This is a genomic window from uncultured Shimia sp. (assembly GCF_947493595.1).
GTDB lineage: Bacteria > Pseudomonadota > Alphaproteobacteria > Rhodobacterales > Rhodobacteraceae > Shimia.
In genome coordinates this window covers 78,292-94,208 of sequence record NZ_CANLRL010000005.1, presented here as the reverse complement: position 1 = coordinate 94,208, position 15,917 = coordinate 78,292, and the positions used below count along the sequence as shown (strand labels likewise).

General features: G+C 54.2%; 12 protein-coding genes. 2 read left to right on the top strand and 10 right to left on the bottom strand.

The genetic code is table 11. From position 1 onward, the window contains the following. Positions 1–23 precede the first annotated feature (23 nt). Positions 24–986: a TAXI family TRAP transporter solute-binding subunit gene (locus Q0955_RS13375; protein ID WP_299424953.1), complete on the bottom strand. Its 963-nt coding sequence runs from the start codon at positions 984–986 to the stop codon at positions 24–26. Between the two features lie 49 nt (positions 987–1,035). Then, on the bottom strand, positions 1,036–1,902 hold the full coding sequence (locus tag Q0955_RS13370) for a MurR/RpiR family transcriptional regulator (protein ID WP_299424951.1): 867 nt from the start codon (positions 1,900–1,902) through the stop codon (positions 1,036–1,038). Between the two features lie 109 nt (positions 1,903–2,011). On the opposite strand from Q0955_RS13370, the gene Q0955_RS13365 reads away from it, so the two are divergent. Together Q0955_RS13365 and Q0955_RS13360 are read left to right on the top strand one after the other, a co-directional pair. Next, the gene (locus tag Q0955_RS13365) at positions 2,012–2,842 is read left to right on the top strand and encodes a 3-keto-5-aminohexanoate cleavage protein (protein WP_299424950.1); all 831 of its coding nucleotides are present in this window, start codon (positions 2,012–2,014) and stop codon (positions 2,840–2,842) included. Next, positions 2,839–4,161, top strand: a complete 1,323-nt coding sequence (locus Q0955_RS13360) for an aspartate aminotransferase family protein (protein WP_299424948.1) — start codon at positions 2,839–2,841, stop codon at positions 4,159–4,161. Before Q0955_RS13365 ends, Q0955_RS13360 begins: the two co-directional genes overlap by 4 nt. A 7-nt stretch (positions 4,162–4,168) precedes the next feature. On the opposite strand, the gene Q0955_RS13355 is transcribed toward Q0955_RS13360, so the two are convergent. The 8 genes from Q0955_RS13355 to nirB all read right to left on the bottom strand — a co-directional run bounded on the left by Q0955_RS13355 (position 4,169) and on the right by nirB (position 15,917). After that, positions 4,169–5,005, bottom strand: a complete 837-nt coding sequence (locus tag Q0955_RS13355) for an alkaline phosphatase family protein (RefSeq protein WP_299424947.1) — start codon at positions 5,003–5,005, stop codon at positions 4,169–4,171. Positions 5,006–5,153: 148 nt separating this feature from the next. Continuing rightward, positions 5,154–6,791, bottom strand: a complete 1,638-nt coding sequence (locus Q0955_RS13350) for an ABC transporter ATP-binding protein (RefSeq protein WP_299424945.1) — start codon at positions 6,789–6,791, stop codon at positions 5,154–5,156. Then, a complete protein-coding gene (locus tag Q0955_RS13345; RefSeq protein ID WP_299424943.1) occupies positions 6,788–7,603 on the bottom strand; it encodes an ABC transporter permease in 816 nt (271 codons plus the stop codon). The genes Q0955_RS13350 and Q0955_RS13345 overlap by 4 nt, the downstream gene beginning before the upstream one ends. 10 nt (positions 7,604–7,613) lie before the next feature. Further along, entirely contained in the window at positions 7,614–8,570 is a 957-nt protein-coding gene (locus tag Q0955_RS13340) for an ABC transporter permease (RefSeq protein WP_299424942.1), read from the bottom strand. Between the two features lies 1 nt (position 8,571). Beyond that, entirely contained in the window at positions 8,572–10,155 is a 1,584-nt protein-coding gene (locus Q0955_RS13335) for an ABC transporter substrate-binding protein (RefSeq protein WP_299424940.1), read from the bottom strand. A 358-nt stretch (positions 10,156–10,513) separates the two neighbouring features. Beyond that, positions 10,514–13,144: a nitrate reductase gene (locus Q0955_RS13330; protein ID WP_299424938.1), complete on the bottom strand. Its 2,631-nt coding sequence runs from the start codon at positions 13,142–13,144 to the stop codon at positions 10,514–10,516. Then, positions 13,141–13,476, bottom strand: a complete 336-nt coding sequence (gene nirD, locus Q0955_RS13325; RefSeq protein ID WP_299424937.1) for a nitrite reductase small subunit NirD — start codon at positions 13,474–13,476, stop codon at positions 13,141–13,143. Before nirD ends, Q0955_RS13330 begins: the two co-directional genes overlap by 4 nt. Next, positions 13,473–15,917: a nitrite reductase large subunit NirB gene (nirB, locus tag Q0955_RS13320; protein WP_299424935.1), complete on the bottom strand. Its 2,445-nt coding sequence runs from the start codon at positions 15,915–15,917 to the stop codon at positions 13,473–13,475. The genes nirD and nirB overlap by 4 nt, the downstream gene beginning before the upstream one ends.

Below are 15,917 nucleotides of genomic sequence, written 5' to 3'. Positions count from 1 at the left end.
TTAATTTATAACTCAGGCTGAACTTACTTCAGGCCCAGCTCCATGTAGGCCTTTTCCGCACCAGGGTGCAGCGGCGCGCTGAGGCCGTCTTTGACCATCTCGGCTGGATCCAGGTTTGCAAACGCAGGGTGCAGTTTGCGGAAGTCCTCGACGTTTTCCATCACGGATTTTGCTACAACGTAGACAACTTCGTCAGGGATGGTTGCGCTTGTGACAAAAGTTGCGCCTACACCGAATGTGGTGGTGTCGCCGTCAGTGCCTTTGTACATGCCACCAGGGATGGTTGCGACACGGTAGAACGGGTTGTCAGCAACCAGTTTCTCAACTTCAGGACCGGTGACGCTCACCAGGGTTGCGTCACATGTGGTGGTGGCTTCTTTGATCGCCGCGGCAGGGTGACCGATGGTGTAGATCATCGCGTCGATGTTGCCGTCACACAGCTGCTTGGCCATCTCGGAACCTTTGTACTCTGTCGCCAGAGCAAAGTCGTCCATGCCAATGCCATAAGCGTCCATCACCACTTCCATGGTGGCGCGCTGACCGGAACCTGGGTTGCCGACGTTTACACGCTTGCCTTTGAGGTCCGCAAAGCTGGAAACACCTGCATCAGAACGTGCGATCACAGTGAACGGCTCTGGGTGCACAGAGAATACCGCGCGCACATCTGGGAATGGGTTGTCGGCAAATTTGGAGGTGCCGTTGTAGGCGTGGTATTGCCAGTCGGACTGCGCAACGCCAAACTCCAGCTCACCCGCTTTGATGGTGTTGATGTTGTAAACGGAACCGCCCGTGGATTCCACAGCACAGCGGATGCCGTGCTCTTTGCGGCCTTTATTGACCAGACGGCAGATCGCACCACCGGTTGGGTAATAAACGCCGGTCACACCACCGGTACCGATGGAGATAAACTCCTGTGCGGAAGCGCCCGCGGAAATGCCCATGGAGGCAACAATGGCCGCTCCGGCCAGTTTCAGTTTCGAAATCATCTTAGGCTCCCTAGTTGATGATAGTTTTGAAATTTCAGTCTTTTTGTCTCTAGTCCACCCAGAAATCACCCAGGCATTGGTTGTGCCGCTCAACCTCACGGATGCGCTCACTTGAGCTTTCGCCAGATTGGGCCACTAACATGGCGACCATCGACTCCATCAGTGTCAGAGTCGCGGCATACGACGAGAAGAATTGTGGACTATCTGACGGAACAATAAAGGGAAAAGTTGCGAATTTGATCGCCGGACAGGCGTGGCTGTCGCTAATTACGATGGTTTTTGCCCCAATTTGCTGCGCCACTTCGACAGCCCGCACAGCCCGCGCAGCATAAGGCGACTTGGTGACCACCAGCAGAACATCTTCTGGTCCCATCGCCGCGAGAGAGGCCCCGAGAGAGGCCCCCATACGTCCCGCCAATGTCCATGTGGTGGAAAAATAGTTGGCCAAATACGCCATGTACTCAACGATTCCAGTTGAGCCAAAAGCGCCAAAAAGCACCACAGATTTGGCCTCCGCCAAGGCGTTCACTGCATTTTGAGTCCGGTCATTGTCTAGCGTATCAACAAGTTTGGTGATGTTGGAAATACACGCCGATGCTTGCCGCTCAAAAACGGAAGACTCCGCGTCCAAGCCATCCTGCAGGTTTCGTGCACGTTCGGAAAACGAATGGGCACGCCCGCCAACAGACACACGGCAAAGCTCGCGAAGTTCTTCATAGGATTCAAAGCCTAACGCACGCGCCAATCTTGACAACGTAGCAGGCGACACACCGCTCGCGGCGGAAATCGCGCGCAAGGATCGCGCCGCCACATCCATTTCGTTTGCCAAAACAAAGTCAGCCGCCGCCCGGAGCTTAACACTCAGGTCGGCATAATGCTCTGCAACCCGCTCTTGAAGACGGTTTGATCTGTTCACGAATCCCTCCACTTGACAGGATTTATCCAGATGTTTTAGCTCGGGTCAAGAATCGAAACACTTGTTTCACGTCAAGCTCAGTGGTCGTCCTATCTAGAAAGTTTCACAGATGCCCAAAGACAGCATCACGTCAGATCAGAAACCTGAGGATTTGCAGCCTCTAAAGGTTACCGTTGCCCCGAATGGGGCACGTAAAACAACACGTGACCATCCGGAGCTGCCAACAACCATCGATGATATAGCGGCCGCCGCGCGAAAATGCGCCGACGCTGGAGCGCATGAACTACACCTGCACGTTCGCAACGCAGGCGGAAAACACTCACTTGATCCAGGGCTATATCGCGAGGCCATGTCCGCAGTGTCTGAGACGGCTCCAGATTTCCGGATACAAATCACCACGGAAGCGGCCGGCATTTACAGTGTTGGTGCGCAATTCGAGACCCTTAAACAGCTTGCTCCGACCGCAGCAAGCGTTTCAGTACGAGAAATGGCCCGTGACGTGGACATTGCGCGCTATGTCTACAGATTCGCCCATGATGGTGGCACGCACATTCAGCACATCCTCTACGATCAAAACGACATTTTCACGTATAGGGCTTGGTTGGCTGAAGGTTTCATTGAACCAACGCAACAAGATGTGTTGCTTGTTTTGGGTCAATACGCTTCACCAAACTCCGCTCAGATCCAAACACTTCCCCACATGCTGGCAGCGCTCAACGGGGAAATGTCGTCCTGGACTGTCTGCGCGTTCGGGCCGACCGAACAGCAGGTTATGCGCGCTGTTCTGCGCATGAACGGCCATGTGCGGGTCGGATTTGAGAACAATCTCTACAGAGAAAACGGCACGCTGCTCCGTGACAACACGGAAAGTGTGTCCCTTGTGGTGCAGCATGCCATGCGGTTGGGCCGTCCATTGTGTAAAAAGGTGCACGTTTCATGAGCCATGTATTTCCTCGACACTGTCGCAAATCCATTCCCACCGTTACCAGAGGTGAGGGGGTGTTCCTTTATGACGCAGATGGCAAAGCCTACTTTGATGGCTCCGGCGGTGCAGCTGTGAGCTGCCTCGGGCACTCCGATCCAGCCGTGATTGAGGCGATCAAGAGCCAGCTTGACGCAACGGCCTATGCGCACACGGGTTTTTTCACATCAGAACCTGCCGAGGCCCTCGCAGACAAGCTCATTGCCAGTGCGCCTGGGAAATTGGATCGGGTGTATTTGGTGTCCGGTGGATCCGAGGCCATGGAAAGCGCCTTGAAACTTGCGCGACAATACATGCTGGAAAAAGGTGAAACGCAGCGTCGGCATGTGATTGCGCGGCGTCAAAGTTATCACGGCAACACCCTTGGCGCATTGGCGACGGGGGGGAATCTCTGGCGCCGAGAACCGTTCTCTCCTTTGCTTATGGAAACGCACCATATCGCACCGTGTTACGCATACCGGGATCAAAAATCGGATGAAACAAGTCACGATTATGGTCAGCGGGCTGCACAGGAACTGGAAGACAAAATCCTAGAACTTGGTGCTGATGAGGTGCTTGCGTTTGTTGCGGAACCTGTTGTTGGAGCAACGTCTGGAGCCGTACCTTCTGTGGAAGGCTACTTCAAGCGCATTCGGCAGATATGTGACAAGTATGGTGTCTTACTCATTCTTGACGAGGTCATGTGCGGCATGGGGCGAACGGGTTCCTTGTTCGCCTATGAGCAAGAGCACATCAGCCCCGATATCTGTGCAGTGGCGAAAGGCTTGGGGGCTGGATATCAGCCAATTGGCGCAATGCTGTGCACAAAAGAAATCTTCGACACAATAAAAGATGGCTCTGGTTTTTTTCAACATGGCCATACGTACAATGGTCACCCAACTGCTGCTGCGGCCGCGTTGGCTGTGGTTCGTCGATTGATTGACGATGGGCTTGTTTCTCGCGTTACACCGTTGGGCGCGCAACTAAAGCGGGAATTGATCAATGCGTTTGGTGAGCATCAAAATGTTGGCGATATCCGCGGGCGCGGGCTGTTCCTTGGGATGGAGCTTGTCACGGATCGTGACACTAAAGAGCCGTTTGATCCTGCACTGGAAATCCCCGCGCGTTTGAAGTCAGCTGCGTTTGAAGCGGGACTGATATGCTATCCAATGGGCGGCACAATTGACGGTAAACGAGGGGCACACATCCTGCTTGCACCGCCCTTCATTCTGGAAGCGTCACACATAGATCTGATCGTTGGTACCTTGGAAAGGGCACTAAAGCAGGTCCTGCCGTAGGCGCCCCTCATGTAAAGAATGGCTTGGCTTTCATTGTGTCGGGAACTTCAACACCCAGCCGCTGAAGAATTGTGGGGGCCAGTTGTAGTTGTGAGAGAACCGTATCGCTGTCAGGCCCTTGCACCGCGCCGAAATAATAAAGTGCAAATTCTTGTTGCATCGGGTCATTGCCGCCATGATGGCCGCGTGTATCTTGTCCATGATCTGCGGTGACAATCACCTCGTATCCCATCTCGCGCCATCGCGGAATGAAAGGGGCTAACATCTCGTCCATCACAAAGCAGGCATGATCCATTTCATGGCTTTCATGCTGGAAGCGATGTCCCATGCTGTCTAGCGTGCAGGTGTGTAACATGCCGTAATCAAGGCCATTTTTGAGGCAAAGACTAGTGAGCGTGGCAAACAAGTCCACATCAGACGGCGTCATCTGATTAGCTGCGCCATAACCGGTCATGGAATGAAAGCGCCCGTGGTTGATGGTTTTGCTTTCCGGTTCATCGTACTCAATATCACGTACATAGTCGAATGGATGACGGTTGAAGAACTCAGACCAGAAAGAGTGCGCAACGGCTCCGGTTTTGCCGCCCGCCTTGCGGACTTCGGAAAAAACGTCGGGTTGTTTGATGCGGAATACATTGCCGTTCCCGGTGCAGCCATGCTGTTGCGGTGAGACGCCGGTGTGGATCGAGGCATAACAGCTTGCCGAAATGGACGGCAGCACGGAGGTCATTTTCCATTTCTGAGCAGTTCCATCCGCAACCCAGCCTTCCAGATTGCCAAAAAGGCGGCTCCAGTTGCGCCAGGGCACGCCGTCCAGAATGATCAATAGCAGTTTGTTGTCCATGCCGGGATCCTCCTCAATAACTAGAGTTTTAAATCGGCTGATGGTGACAGAACGTTCAAGACCGACATCTTAGTGTTCGTTTTTGTAAGCTGTGGACAAAAAAACGGCGCCTTAACCGGCGCCGCAATTTGTTTGAAGGCAAAAAGGTTTAGTTGCCTGCGCTTTCCATTTTTCGGTTCGAGATGACGTCTTCCAACCAGCCCAGTTTCATTTCCGGCACAGAGCTCAGCAGCAGATCCGTATAGTCGTCAAATGGGGGAGACAGCACGTCTGTCTTACCGCCATATCGTACAACTTCGCCCTGATACATCACGGCAATCGAGTCCGCGATAGCCTTCACTGTGGCCAGGTCGTGCGTGATGAATAGATAGGCGACGTCCTCGATCTTCTGAAGATCCAGAAGCAGTTTGAGAATGCCGTCCGCTACGAGTGGGTCTAGCGCACTGGTTACCTCGTCACAGATGATCAATTTTGGCTTTGCAGCCAATGCACGAGCAATACACACACGTTGTTTCTGACCACCGGACAGTTCCGCTGGGTAGCGATCTATGAAGCTCTCCCCCATTTCGATTTCATCCAGAAGCTCGATGATGCGTTTGCGTTTCTCGGCACCACGTAGGCCAAAGTAAAGCTCTAGCGGGCGGCCGATAATAGTGCCCACAGTTTGCCGCGGGTTCATCGCCACATCCGCCATCTGGTAGATCATCTGCAACTCGCGCAGATCTTCCTTTTTCCGCCCAGCTAGATCTTTGCTCAGGTCGCGCCCGGCAAAATGGACGCTGCCGTTGTTCTGCGGCAACAGTCCAGTGATCACCCGTGCCAAGGTGGATTTCCCCGATCCACTCTCACCAACAACAGCAAGGGTTTGTCCCGGGTGCAGCTCGACATTTATGTTCTTAAGCACGTCGAAGTTCGTGCCCTTGTAGCGGGCAGTGACGTTCTGAACTTTCAGCACCGGTTCCGGTGTTGGCGCCTTTTCCTCATGTTCGATGGACCGCACGGAGACCAAGGCCTTGGTGTAGTCTTCTTGTGGGGCATTGATGATTTGATCCACAGGACCATACTCGACCATGTCCCCCATCTTCAGCACAAGGATATCGTCGCTGACTTGCGCGACAACCGCGAGGTCATGGGTGATATAGAGTGCGGCAACTCCAGTGGCGCGAATGGCTTCTTTGATAGCCATCAAGACATCGATTTGAGTGGTCACATCCAAGGCGGTTGTTGGTTCGTCAAAGACAACAAGGTCCGGCTCTGGGCACAGGGCAAGCGCCGTCATGCAACGCTGCAATTGGCCTCCTGATACTTGGTGCGGGTAGCGATTGCCAATATTCTCCGGGTCTGGAAGTCCGAGTTTCCGGAACAGCTCAATAGCCCGTCGCTCAGCATCTTTGCGGGAAAATTTGCCTTGTAGGATCGCCGCTTCGGTCACTTGATCCATAATCTTTTTGGCAGGATTAAAGGAGGCTGCTGCAGACTGGCTTACATAGGTCACTTCGCCGCCGCGCAAGGCGCGCACATCTGAGTTTGACGTCTTTAAGATATCTCGTCCGTTGACCCAAACCTCGCCGCCGGTGATTTTCACACCGCCGCGACCATAGGCCATAGACGCCAGGCCGATGGTCGATTTGCCCGCTCCAGACTCTCCAATGAGGCCCAGCACTTTGCCTTTCTCAACCTCAAAACTCACGCCATGAACAATTTCGATGTCATGCGGCTTTTCGCTTGGTGGATAAACTGTGGCGCCAATTTTGAGGTCTCGAACTTTGAGAAGCTTATCGCTCATCCGCGGCCTCCTTTCAGCGATGTTGTGCGGTTCAGGACCCAGTCAGCCACAAGGTTCACGGAGATCGCCAGTGTTGCGATTGCTACTGCTGGGTACAACGCCGCGCCAATGCCATAGACAATACCGTCGGCGTTCTCTTTTACGATGCCGCCCCAGTCTGCTTGTGGCGGTTGAACCCCCAGGCCAAGGAAAGACAGGGTGGAGACAAATAGAACCATAAAGATGAACCGGAGACCCATTTCTGCGATCAATGGTGACAAGGCATTTGGCAAGATTTCCCGGAAGATGATCCAGCCCCGCCCTTCACCGCGCAGCTTTGCGGCCTCGACGTAGTCCATGACGTTGATATCGACGGCTACGGCGCGCGCCAAACGGTACACGCGGGTGCTGTCCAAAAGTCCCATCACAAGGATCAATACAGGCACAGTCACAGGCATGACTGACAACACAACCAATGCAAAAATCAGAGATGGGATCGACATGATTAGGTCTACAAAACGGCTCATAGCCTGATCTGCCCAACCGCCAAGTACGGCGGCAAGGAAACCCAGCACTGACCCAGTTGTGAAGCTTAGGATTGTAGCAGCGGTAGCAATAAAAATGGTTGTTCGTCCGCCGTATATCATCCGGCTCAGCAAATCGCGTCCAAGATTGTCAGTGCCAAGCAGAAACTCGGAGGACGGTGGCAGCCAGACATCCCGGCTGACCACTTCGGCCATGCCATAAGGCGCGATCCATGGTGCAAAGATTGCCACGAAGAAATACGCAGCGGTGAAAATAAGCCCGATGAGGGCAGCTATGGGTATTCTCATAACAATTCCCCTATTTCGGATGTCGAAGGCGTGGGTTGGCCACGATCGAGACAATGTCAGCAACCATGTTGAGGCCGATGTAAACCGCGGCGAAAATAAGACCGCAGGCTTGTACCACGGGAATGTCGCGCTTGGACACATGATCGACCAAGAACTGTCCCATACCAGGGTAGGTGAAGACCACTTCAATCACCACAACACCAACCACCAGATAGGCGAGGTTTAGCATGACCACGTTCACAACGGGTGCAATCGAGTTCGGGAAGGCATGTTTCCAGATAATCGTGAACATACGCAGCCCTTTGAGCTCGGCTGTCTCGATGTAGGCGGATTGCATGACATTCAAGATTGCGGCGCGCGTCATGCGCATCATGTGTGCCAGCACAACAAGTGTCAGCACGGCGATTGGCAATGAGATGGTATGTAGTTTTTCACCCAAGCTCATGCTGTCGTTGATTGTGGTCACCGATGGGGCCCATCGCAGACGCACAGATACAAAGAAGATGGCGACATAGGCGATGAGAAACTCGGGTACAGAGATAGATGCCAGGGTGACCGCGGAGATCAGTTTGTCCGGCCAGCGTTCGCGATAACGTACGGCAATCAAACCAAGCAGAATCGCAAGAGGCACAGAGATGATCGCGGCCCAGAAGGCCAGGAAGAGGGTGTTTCCGAGACGTTTACTGATTGATTCAGCAATGTCTTTGCCGCTGGTGAGGGAGGTGCCCAGATCACCTTGCAGTAGGCCGCCCAACCAACTGAAGTAGCGCTGTAGTGGCGGGTCGTTCAATCCGAGATCGCGGCGCAGGTTGGCAAGCGCTTCTGGCGTGGCGGATTGTCCAAGAATTTGTTGGGCCACGTCTCCTGGCAAAATGATGGTACCAGCAAAAATCAAGATTGAGACGAGGAAGAGCAAGAGGAGGCCCAGCGCAATGCGCTGGGCCAACAGTTTCAAAAGGAGCGACATATCAGCCTGTCACCCACATACGCTGTGCCGCGTAGCCGTTCATCAAGGAGAAGCCTGCAACACCTTCAACCCAACCACCAATTTTGTCGGTGTAGGCGTCAACGAAGTCATTAAACATTGGGCAGATCAGGCCGCTTTCATTGCGTACCATCATGCCCATGTCGGCATACATCGCTTTACGCTTGTCTTGATCGAGTTCCGCACGCGCCGCAATCAGAAGCTTATCAAAGCTTTCGCTCTTGTAGCGTGTGTCGTTCCAATCCGCCGTCGACAGATAAGCAGTGGTGAACATCTGGTCCTGTGTTGAACGACCACCCCAGTAGCTGGTGCAGAAGGGTTTGTTGTTCCAAACTTCGGACCAATACCCATCGTTCGGCTCACGCTTGATTTCTAGGTCGATACCAGCAGCTTTCAGGGATTGCTGGAAAAGCGCGGCTGCGTCCGGCGCACCTGGGAACGAGTTGTCAGAGGTGCGTAGAAGCACCGGGCCTTCGTGGCCAGATTTTTTGAAGTACTCGGCTGCTTTGTCTGGATCGTACTCACGTTGCTCCATTTCCGAATACATCGGGTAGGCCGCATTGATTGGCGAGTCATTGCCAACAGAGCCGTAACCAAACAGGATCTTGTCGACCATTTCCTGACGGTTGATGCCATACTTCAGGGCCATCATCAGATCAGGGTTGTCAAACGGAGCTGTGTTGACGTGTGCAATAAACACGTAGTGGCCAGGGCCAGCTGTGGACGCAACAGTGATACCAGGCGCGCGGGCCACGAGGCCTGCCGTGCGTGGTGGCACGCGGTCGATGATGTCCACTTGACCGGATTGCAGGGCTGCAACGCGTGCGGTGTTGTCGTTGATCACCAGCATTTCGATGGTCTCAGCGTGGCCTAAATCACCCCAGTAATTCGGGTTTTTCTCCGCCACAAAGCGTACGCCCATATCAACTTCTTTCATGATATAGGGACCGGTGCCGATTGCCGCGTCCGGCGCATCTTTACCGCCGTTTGGCTGTACGATCAGGTGGTAGTCGCTCATCAAATAGGGCAAGTCGGCATTGCCGTTGTTGAGCTCGATGATCACATCGCGGCCGTTGGTGCTGACGTTTTTGATGTCGCGCAGCAGGCCAAGAGCACCAGATTTTGATTCTTCACCGGCGTGACGGTCGAGCATTGCAGCCGCGTCCGCTGCGGTCACTTCTTGTCCATTGGAGAAGGTGATGCCTTTGCGGATCGTGAAAGTCCATGTGGTTGCATCCGCGGAGGCTTCAAAGCTCTCGGCAACTTTGCCCTGTAGGCCACCATCATCGGTCAACTCAACGAGCGGCTCCCCCCACATGCGGATCAGGTTTACCGCGGTTGTGTTTGCGGCTGTTGCCGGATCCAGGCTGTCGGTGGTGGATCCCCCCTGCAAACCAATGCGCAGAGTGCCACCTTTCTGGGGGCCTTCAGCGTGTACCGCGCCGGCGAGCATTGTATTTGCCGCGGCAGCCGAAAGACCAAGTGCACCGGCACGGCCAAGGAACTTACGGCGTGTGATTGCACCCAAAGCGGCTTGGCGACTTAGGAACTTAAGCTCTTCATTCATTTGGAAACTCCCATGTTGAATCTTTTGTTTTTCATTATGCTGCGGTTCGCTCGCGGCACAAATCAAGGAAAATGTGCCAAAATCCACAAAGTTTTCGTAGACTCCGCGTGCGAAAGAGGTCGCCAATGCGGTGCCTTCAGGAAACCGTCATATCATGGTTCAAAACCGACAAACATGCCGTTTTTGAGCAAGTGGGAAATTGGCGGCTTCTACTGAAATATTCCCGTTATAGAGGAGCTCTTAAGTGTATGTAATTACTCAGGGTGGCGGGAGGGAGAGCATGACCTTACGGCAGTTTCTAGGAGTGATTTGACAGGAAAGACCTGAAAAGAACGGATTCTCATCGCGGGTTTGGAAGCTATTCTGCAGCCATTTCTCGCCGCGCATTTGACAGCAGAGCAGCCAGCTCCGGCCGACAAGACCCGCAATTCGTTCCTGCCGAGAGCGCGTTTCCAATTTGCTCCACGGACGTTAAGTTCTGTTGCTCAATGTTGGACAAGATCGTGTTCACGCCAATGTTGAAGCATGCGCACACTGTTGAGCCAGGGTCGAGCTGCTCGTCACCTGGTTGCCCAGCCAAAATGTGGGTTGCATCTTGTCCCAACATCCCGCTGACAAAAGAGCGAGACACTTGCACCGGAGTGCGATCAACAAACAAGGCGCCAATCAGTTTTCCGTCACGATGAAAAGCCAAACGTGCCCGACCTCTGGTGGCATCAATCAAGCTGGTGCATCGCGCGTCGTCTGCTTCAAATAATTTGGACGCATAATCTACCCAGCTCTCAGGTTGCGAGACGTCTGCCAGTTCCAACTGCCAGCCTGTGGTCAACTTGGTTTTCGCCCAATATTTTGTAGAGGCACTCAACTTACTTGTCCCTACCGCATACCCGTACCATTGCGCGCGGAATTTTGTGACACTTACATGAGCGGCCTTGCTGTCGGGTTGGCCTGAAATCGGATCAACAATTGCGGGCACCAAATCTGACACAACGGCGCGCGACGCATCTTCATTGGACCAGTGGATCGGAGCAAATACGCTCCCCCGTGCCACTCGGTTGGTTAATAACGCTCTCAAAATGACAGTGCCATTTTCATTTTGGACCTCAACTAAATCTGCATCAGAGACGTCAAGTTGGGTGGCATCTTCAGGGTGTATTTCTAAGAAGGGCTCACCATAATGTTGATTGAGGCGCGTAGCACGTCCGGTTCGGGTCATCGTGTGCCACTGGTCGCGCACCCTGCCGGTATTGAGCCGCAATGGAAGCGCATCATTTTGAGAGGCGAGACCCGTATTCTTGATCGGGACCAAGTTGGCCCGACCTTCGTTGGTGAAGAAGTGTCCCTTGGCGAAGAATCTGGGATCCTTGACGGCATTTGGTTCTTTGACAGGCCATCTGACCGGTTTTAAGTTCTGATACTCCTGGTTGGACAGATCCGCTAGTCCGGAAATGTCGAAGTCTTTGCCTAGATTGGCAGCAAGACCTGACAGCGCCGCGTGTTCTCGAAAAATTTCAGCTGGATTGGAAAAATTAAACCCTGCGCCGAAGCCCATCCGCTGGGCAACGTCACATATGATGTTCCAATCGTGACGCGCTGTTCCGGGGGGCAAAAAAACAGACCGTTGGCGACTGACTGTTCGGTCCGAATTGGTGACGGTGCCATTCTTCTCTCCCCAGCCAGTGGCTGGCAGCACCACGTCTGCAAGTCTCGCGGTATCTGTGGTCGCGAACATGTCAGAGACCACGACGAATTCGCAGTTCGCGATCGCAGAACGGACTTTGGTAGCGTTAGGCATGCTTACAGCCGGGTTTGTACACATCACCCACAGTGCTTTGATTTTGCCCTCGCCAATTGCGTCAAACATGTCCACCGCTTTAAGACCTTGTCGCGACGGCGCTGATGGTGACCGCCAGAATGACTGCACCGTGTCGCGGTGCGTTGGATCCTCTAGGTCCAAGTGGCAGGCCAAGGTATTGGCCAAGCCGCCCACCTCTCGTCCGCCCATCGCGTTGGGCTGCCCGGTTACCGAAAAGGGACCACTCCCAGGTTTTCCAATGCGCCCGGAGGCCAAATGGCAGTTGATAATGGCGTTTACCTTATCCGTGCCATGATCAGATTGATTGATGCCCTGTGAGAAAACAGTGACTGTTTTTTCAGTGGTCAGCCACATTCGCACAAATGCATTGACTTGCTGTTTGCTTAACCCTGTGATGGCGACATCTGAGGCCCTGGCCGCGTCCAAAGTTTCGGTGAAGCCGTTGGTATGTTTGGCGACAAACTCGACGTCTAAAGCACCTTGTGCGTGTGTTTGACAAAACAGGTAATTGAACAGAGCAACGTCTGTACCTGGATTAAGAGGCAGATACAGATCCGCCAGATCACATGTTGCCGTGCGGCGGGGGTCCACCACGACCACTTTCATCGAAGGGCGCTCTAACTTTGCAGCCGCGATGCGCTGATAAAGCACAGGGTGACACCATGCCAGGTTGGAGCCTGTGATGATCAATAGGTCTGCCAACTCCAGGTCTTCGTAGGTTCCAGGCACGGTATCTGTTCCAAAGGCCCGTTTGTGTCCAGCCACGGTCGATGCCATGCAAAGACGCGAGTTGGTGTCGATGTTGGCTGAACCGATGTAACCTTTCATCAGTTTGTTCGCGACGTAGTAGTCCTCGGTCAGCAATTGGCCTGAGACATAAAAGGCGACGGAGTCTGGGCCGTGTTTTTCAATCGTGGAGAGGAACTTATCCGCCACTAGGTCGAGGGCGTCATCCCAAGTTGCACCACATTTGTTGATCAAAGGAGCGAGCAGGCGGCCTTCAAGATCAATGGTTTCTGTAAGTGCGGACCCTTTGGAGCAGAGCCGGCCAAAGTTGGCAGGGTGATCGGGGTCGCCTTGGATTGACAGCCCGCCTGTATTGTCCGGCGTGGCAAGGATGCCGCAGCCGGTGCCGCAATAGGGACAAGTGGTGCAGACGGGCTGTTGGCTCATTCTGCGGCCACCCCTGGGGTAAGCTCGGTGACGTCAAGCATCACGCGGCCGTCTTCGATTTGGGTCGCAAAGGTTGCGATCTGACCCTCGTCTGCACCTTGGGCCTCTCCAGTTTCCAGTGAAAATACCCAATTGTGCAACGGGCAGGTGACGGCTTTCCCGTGCACGATGCCCTCAGACAGCGGTCCGCCTTTGTGAGGGCACCGGTCAGAAGTGGCGAACACTTCGCTGTCATCCGTACGGAAAACGGCGACACAGCCCACAGCGGTTTTAACAATCCGCGCACCCCGCAGAGGAATATCGGTGATAGAGCAGATATCAATCCAGTTCATTCTGCTGCCTCCAAAGTGAGTTTGGCAACCGGCTGGTAGGTCTCAGCCTTTTTCGATGCGTGTTCCGCCCAGGGGTCGGATCGATAAACGGTTTGGGAAATCTCAAAACGCGCGACGAGGGCTTTGCGGGCCTCCAGGTTTTCAACAACTTGGCCCTTGATCCAATCAAGCCCCACCTTGTCGACCCATTTCCATATGCGATCGAGATATTTCGCATTCTCACGATAGACCTGCGTCATGGCAGAGATCACCTCGATGGCTTCTTCCTCGGTTGTGACTTTGCAGAGATGTTCGGTTTCTTTGACTTCCATACCAGCCGCGCCGGCAATGGAAATTTCATAGCCGGAGTCCACACAGACCACGCCAATGTCCTTGCATGTGGCCTCTGCGCAATTGCGCGGACAGCCGGAGACGCCGAGTTTCAACTTGTGTGGCGTCCAAGAGCCCCAAAGGTGTTTTTCGAGTTTCACACCAAGGCCGGTGGAGTCCTGCGTGCCAAACCGGCAGTGATCTGAGCCAACGCAAGTTTTGACGGTGCGTAGGCCTTTGGAATAAGCATGGCCAGAAACCAAACCGGCTTGGTTCAGATCGAACCAAATCTCTGGCAGGTCTTCCTTTTTTACGCCCAAAAGATCGATGCGCTGACCTCCGGTGACTTTAACCGTTGGTACGTCAAATTTGTCTGCCGCGTTTGCAATTGCACGTAACTCATCCGGAGTGGTGATTCCGCCCCACATGCGCGGCACAACGGAATAAGTACCGTCTTTCTGGATGTTGGCATGGTTGCGCTCGTTCACGAAACGGCTCTGCGCGTCGTCCTGATACTCCAAAGGCCAGTCGGCAAGAAGGTAGTAATTGATCGCGGGGCGGCAAACGTGACAGCCATTTTGCGTCGACCAGCCAAGTTCTTGCCAAACAGCGGGTTGCGACTTCAGCTCCTTGGACTTGATCAAGCGTCGCACGTCTTCATGCGTTAAATCCGTGCAGCCACAGACTGACTTTGCCGCAGGCACGACAAAGTCATTGCCCAGTGTCGCCGCGAGAACTTGTTCCACCAAACCTGTGCACGTCCCGCAAGATGCGGAGGCTTTGGTGGTTGTCTTGATGTCATCAAGCGTTGTGGCGCCGTTGCCAATGGCGTCCTCGATCTGACCTTTGCATACGCCGTTGCAACCACAGATTTCTGCGTCAGCCGGTAAGGCTGCAACGGCCGCCATAGGGTCCAGGGGGGACCCTCCTTGAAAGGCGGGGCCAAAGATGAGCGTATCGCGCATCTCGGAGATGTCCTCTTTGTCTTTGATCAGGCCAAAGAACCAGTTGCCGTCTGCCGTGTCGCCGTACATGACGGCGCCGACGATGCGGTTGTCTTCGATAACAAGGCGTTTGTAGACGCCCTGCGCGGGGTCGCGATACACAATGTCTTCGCGGCCTTGAGCTTCGGCAAAATCGCCCGCGGAGAACAGATCACAGCCGGTGACTTTCAGCTTGGTGGCCACGTCTTTGTTCACAAAGGCGGCTTCTTCGCCGGCTAGCGTTTTGGCAATCACTTTGGCTTGATCATAAATCGGCGCCACAAGACCGAAGATGTCGCCGTTGTGCTCCACGCATTCACCCAGCGACAGGATGTTGGCGTCGGAAGTGACCATTTGGTCATCGACATGGATTCCGCGACCGGTTGCCAGACCGGCCTCTGCCGCCAGCGCCACCGATGGGCGGATACCCACGGCCATGACCAGAAGATCACATGGCAGCTCAGTGCCGTCATCCAGCAGAAGCGCTTTGACTTTGCCATTCTCGCCAAGGATTTCTTTGGAATTGGCGGAGCACTTCACAGTGATGCCTTTATCGACAAGAGCCTTGCGGAGCAGGTAGCCAGCAGCCTCGTCGAGCTGGCGCTCCATCAGGTGGCCCATGATGTGTACGACCGTTACGTCCACACCCCGCAGGGCGAGGCCGGCAGCCGCCTCAAGGCCCAGAAGACCGCCGCCGATGACCACGGCTTTGGCATCTGGTTTGTCACCAAGCGCAATCATCGTGTTGGTGTCTTCGAGATCGCGATAAGCAATCACGCCGTCCAGATCATGGCCCGGCAGCGGGACGATAAATGGGTTGGATCCGGTTGCAATGATGAGCTTGTCATAGGCCAGCACGCCGCCATTGTCAGACGTCACTGTCTGTGCGGCACGATCGATTTTTACGACCTTTTCGCCAAAGTGACAGGTGACGCCTTGTTCTTCGTACCATTCGGCGGTGTGCGTCACAATTTCGTCAAACGTCTTGTCTCCCGACAGGACGGGGGAGAGCATGATCCGGTTGTACGTGCCGTGTGGCTCCGCGTTGAAAAGGGTGACGTCATAAGCGTCGGGGGCTGTTTCAAAGAGATGTTCGAGCGCGCGGCCCGCGGCCATCCCGGCCCCAATGATGATGAGTTTCTGTGTCAT

Coding starts and splice junctions, on each gene's coding strand:
- Q0955_RS13375 (WP_299424953.1), bottom strand. CDS start 986: ATGATTTCGAAACTGAAACTGGCCGGAGCGGCCATTGTTGCCTCCATG.
- Q0955_RS13365 (WP_299424950.1), top strand. CDS start 2,012: ATGCCCAAAGACAGCATCACGTCAGATCAGAAACCTGAGGATTTGCAG.
- Q0955_RS13360 (WP_299424948.1), top strand. CDS start 2,839: ATGAGCCATGTATTTCCTCGACACTGTCGCAAATCCATTCCCACCGTT.
- Q0955_RS13355 (WP_299424947.1), bottom strand. CDS start 5,005: ATGGACAACAAACTGCTATTGATCATTCTGGACGGCGTGCCCTGGCGC.
- Q0955_RS13350 (WP_299424945.1), bottom strand. CDS start 6,791: ATGAGCGATAAGCTTCTCAAAGTTCGAGACCTCAAAATTGGCGCCACA.
- Q0955_RS13345 (WP_299424943.1), bottom strand. CDS start 7,603: ATGAGAATACCCATAGCTGCCCTCATCGGGCTTATTTTCACCGCTGCG.
- Q0955_RS13340 (WP_299424942.1), bottom strand. CDS start 8,570: ATGTCGCTCCTTTTGAAACTGTTGGCCCAGCGCATTGCGCTGGGCCTC.
- Q0955_RS13335 (WP_299424940.1), bottom strand. CDS start 10,155: ATGAATGAAGAGCTTAAGTTCCTAAGTCGCCAAGCCGCTTTGGGTGCA.
- Q0955_RS13330 (WP_299424938.1), bottom strand. CDS start 13,144: ATGAGCCAACAGCCCGTCTGCACCACTTGTCCCTATTGCGGCACCGGC.
- nirD (WP_299424937.1), bottom strand. CDS start 13,476: ATGAACTGGATTGATATCTGCTCTATCACCGATATTCCTCTGCGGGGT.
- nirB (WP_299424935.1), bottom strand. CDS start 15,917: ATGACACAGAAACTCATCATCATTGGGGCCGGGATGGCCGCGGGCCGC.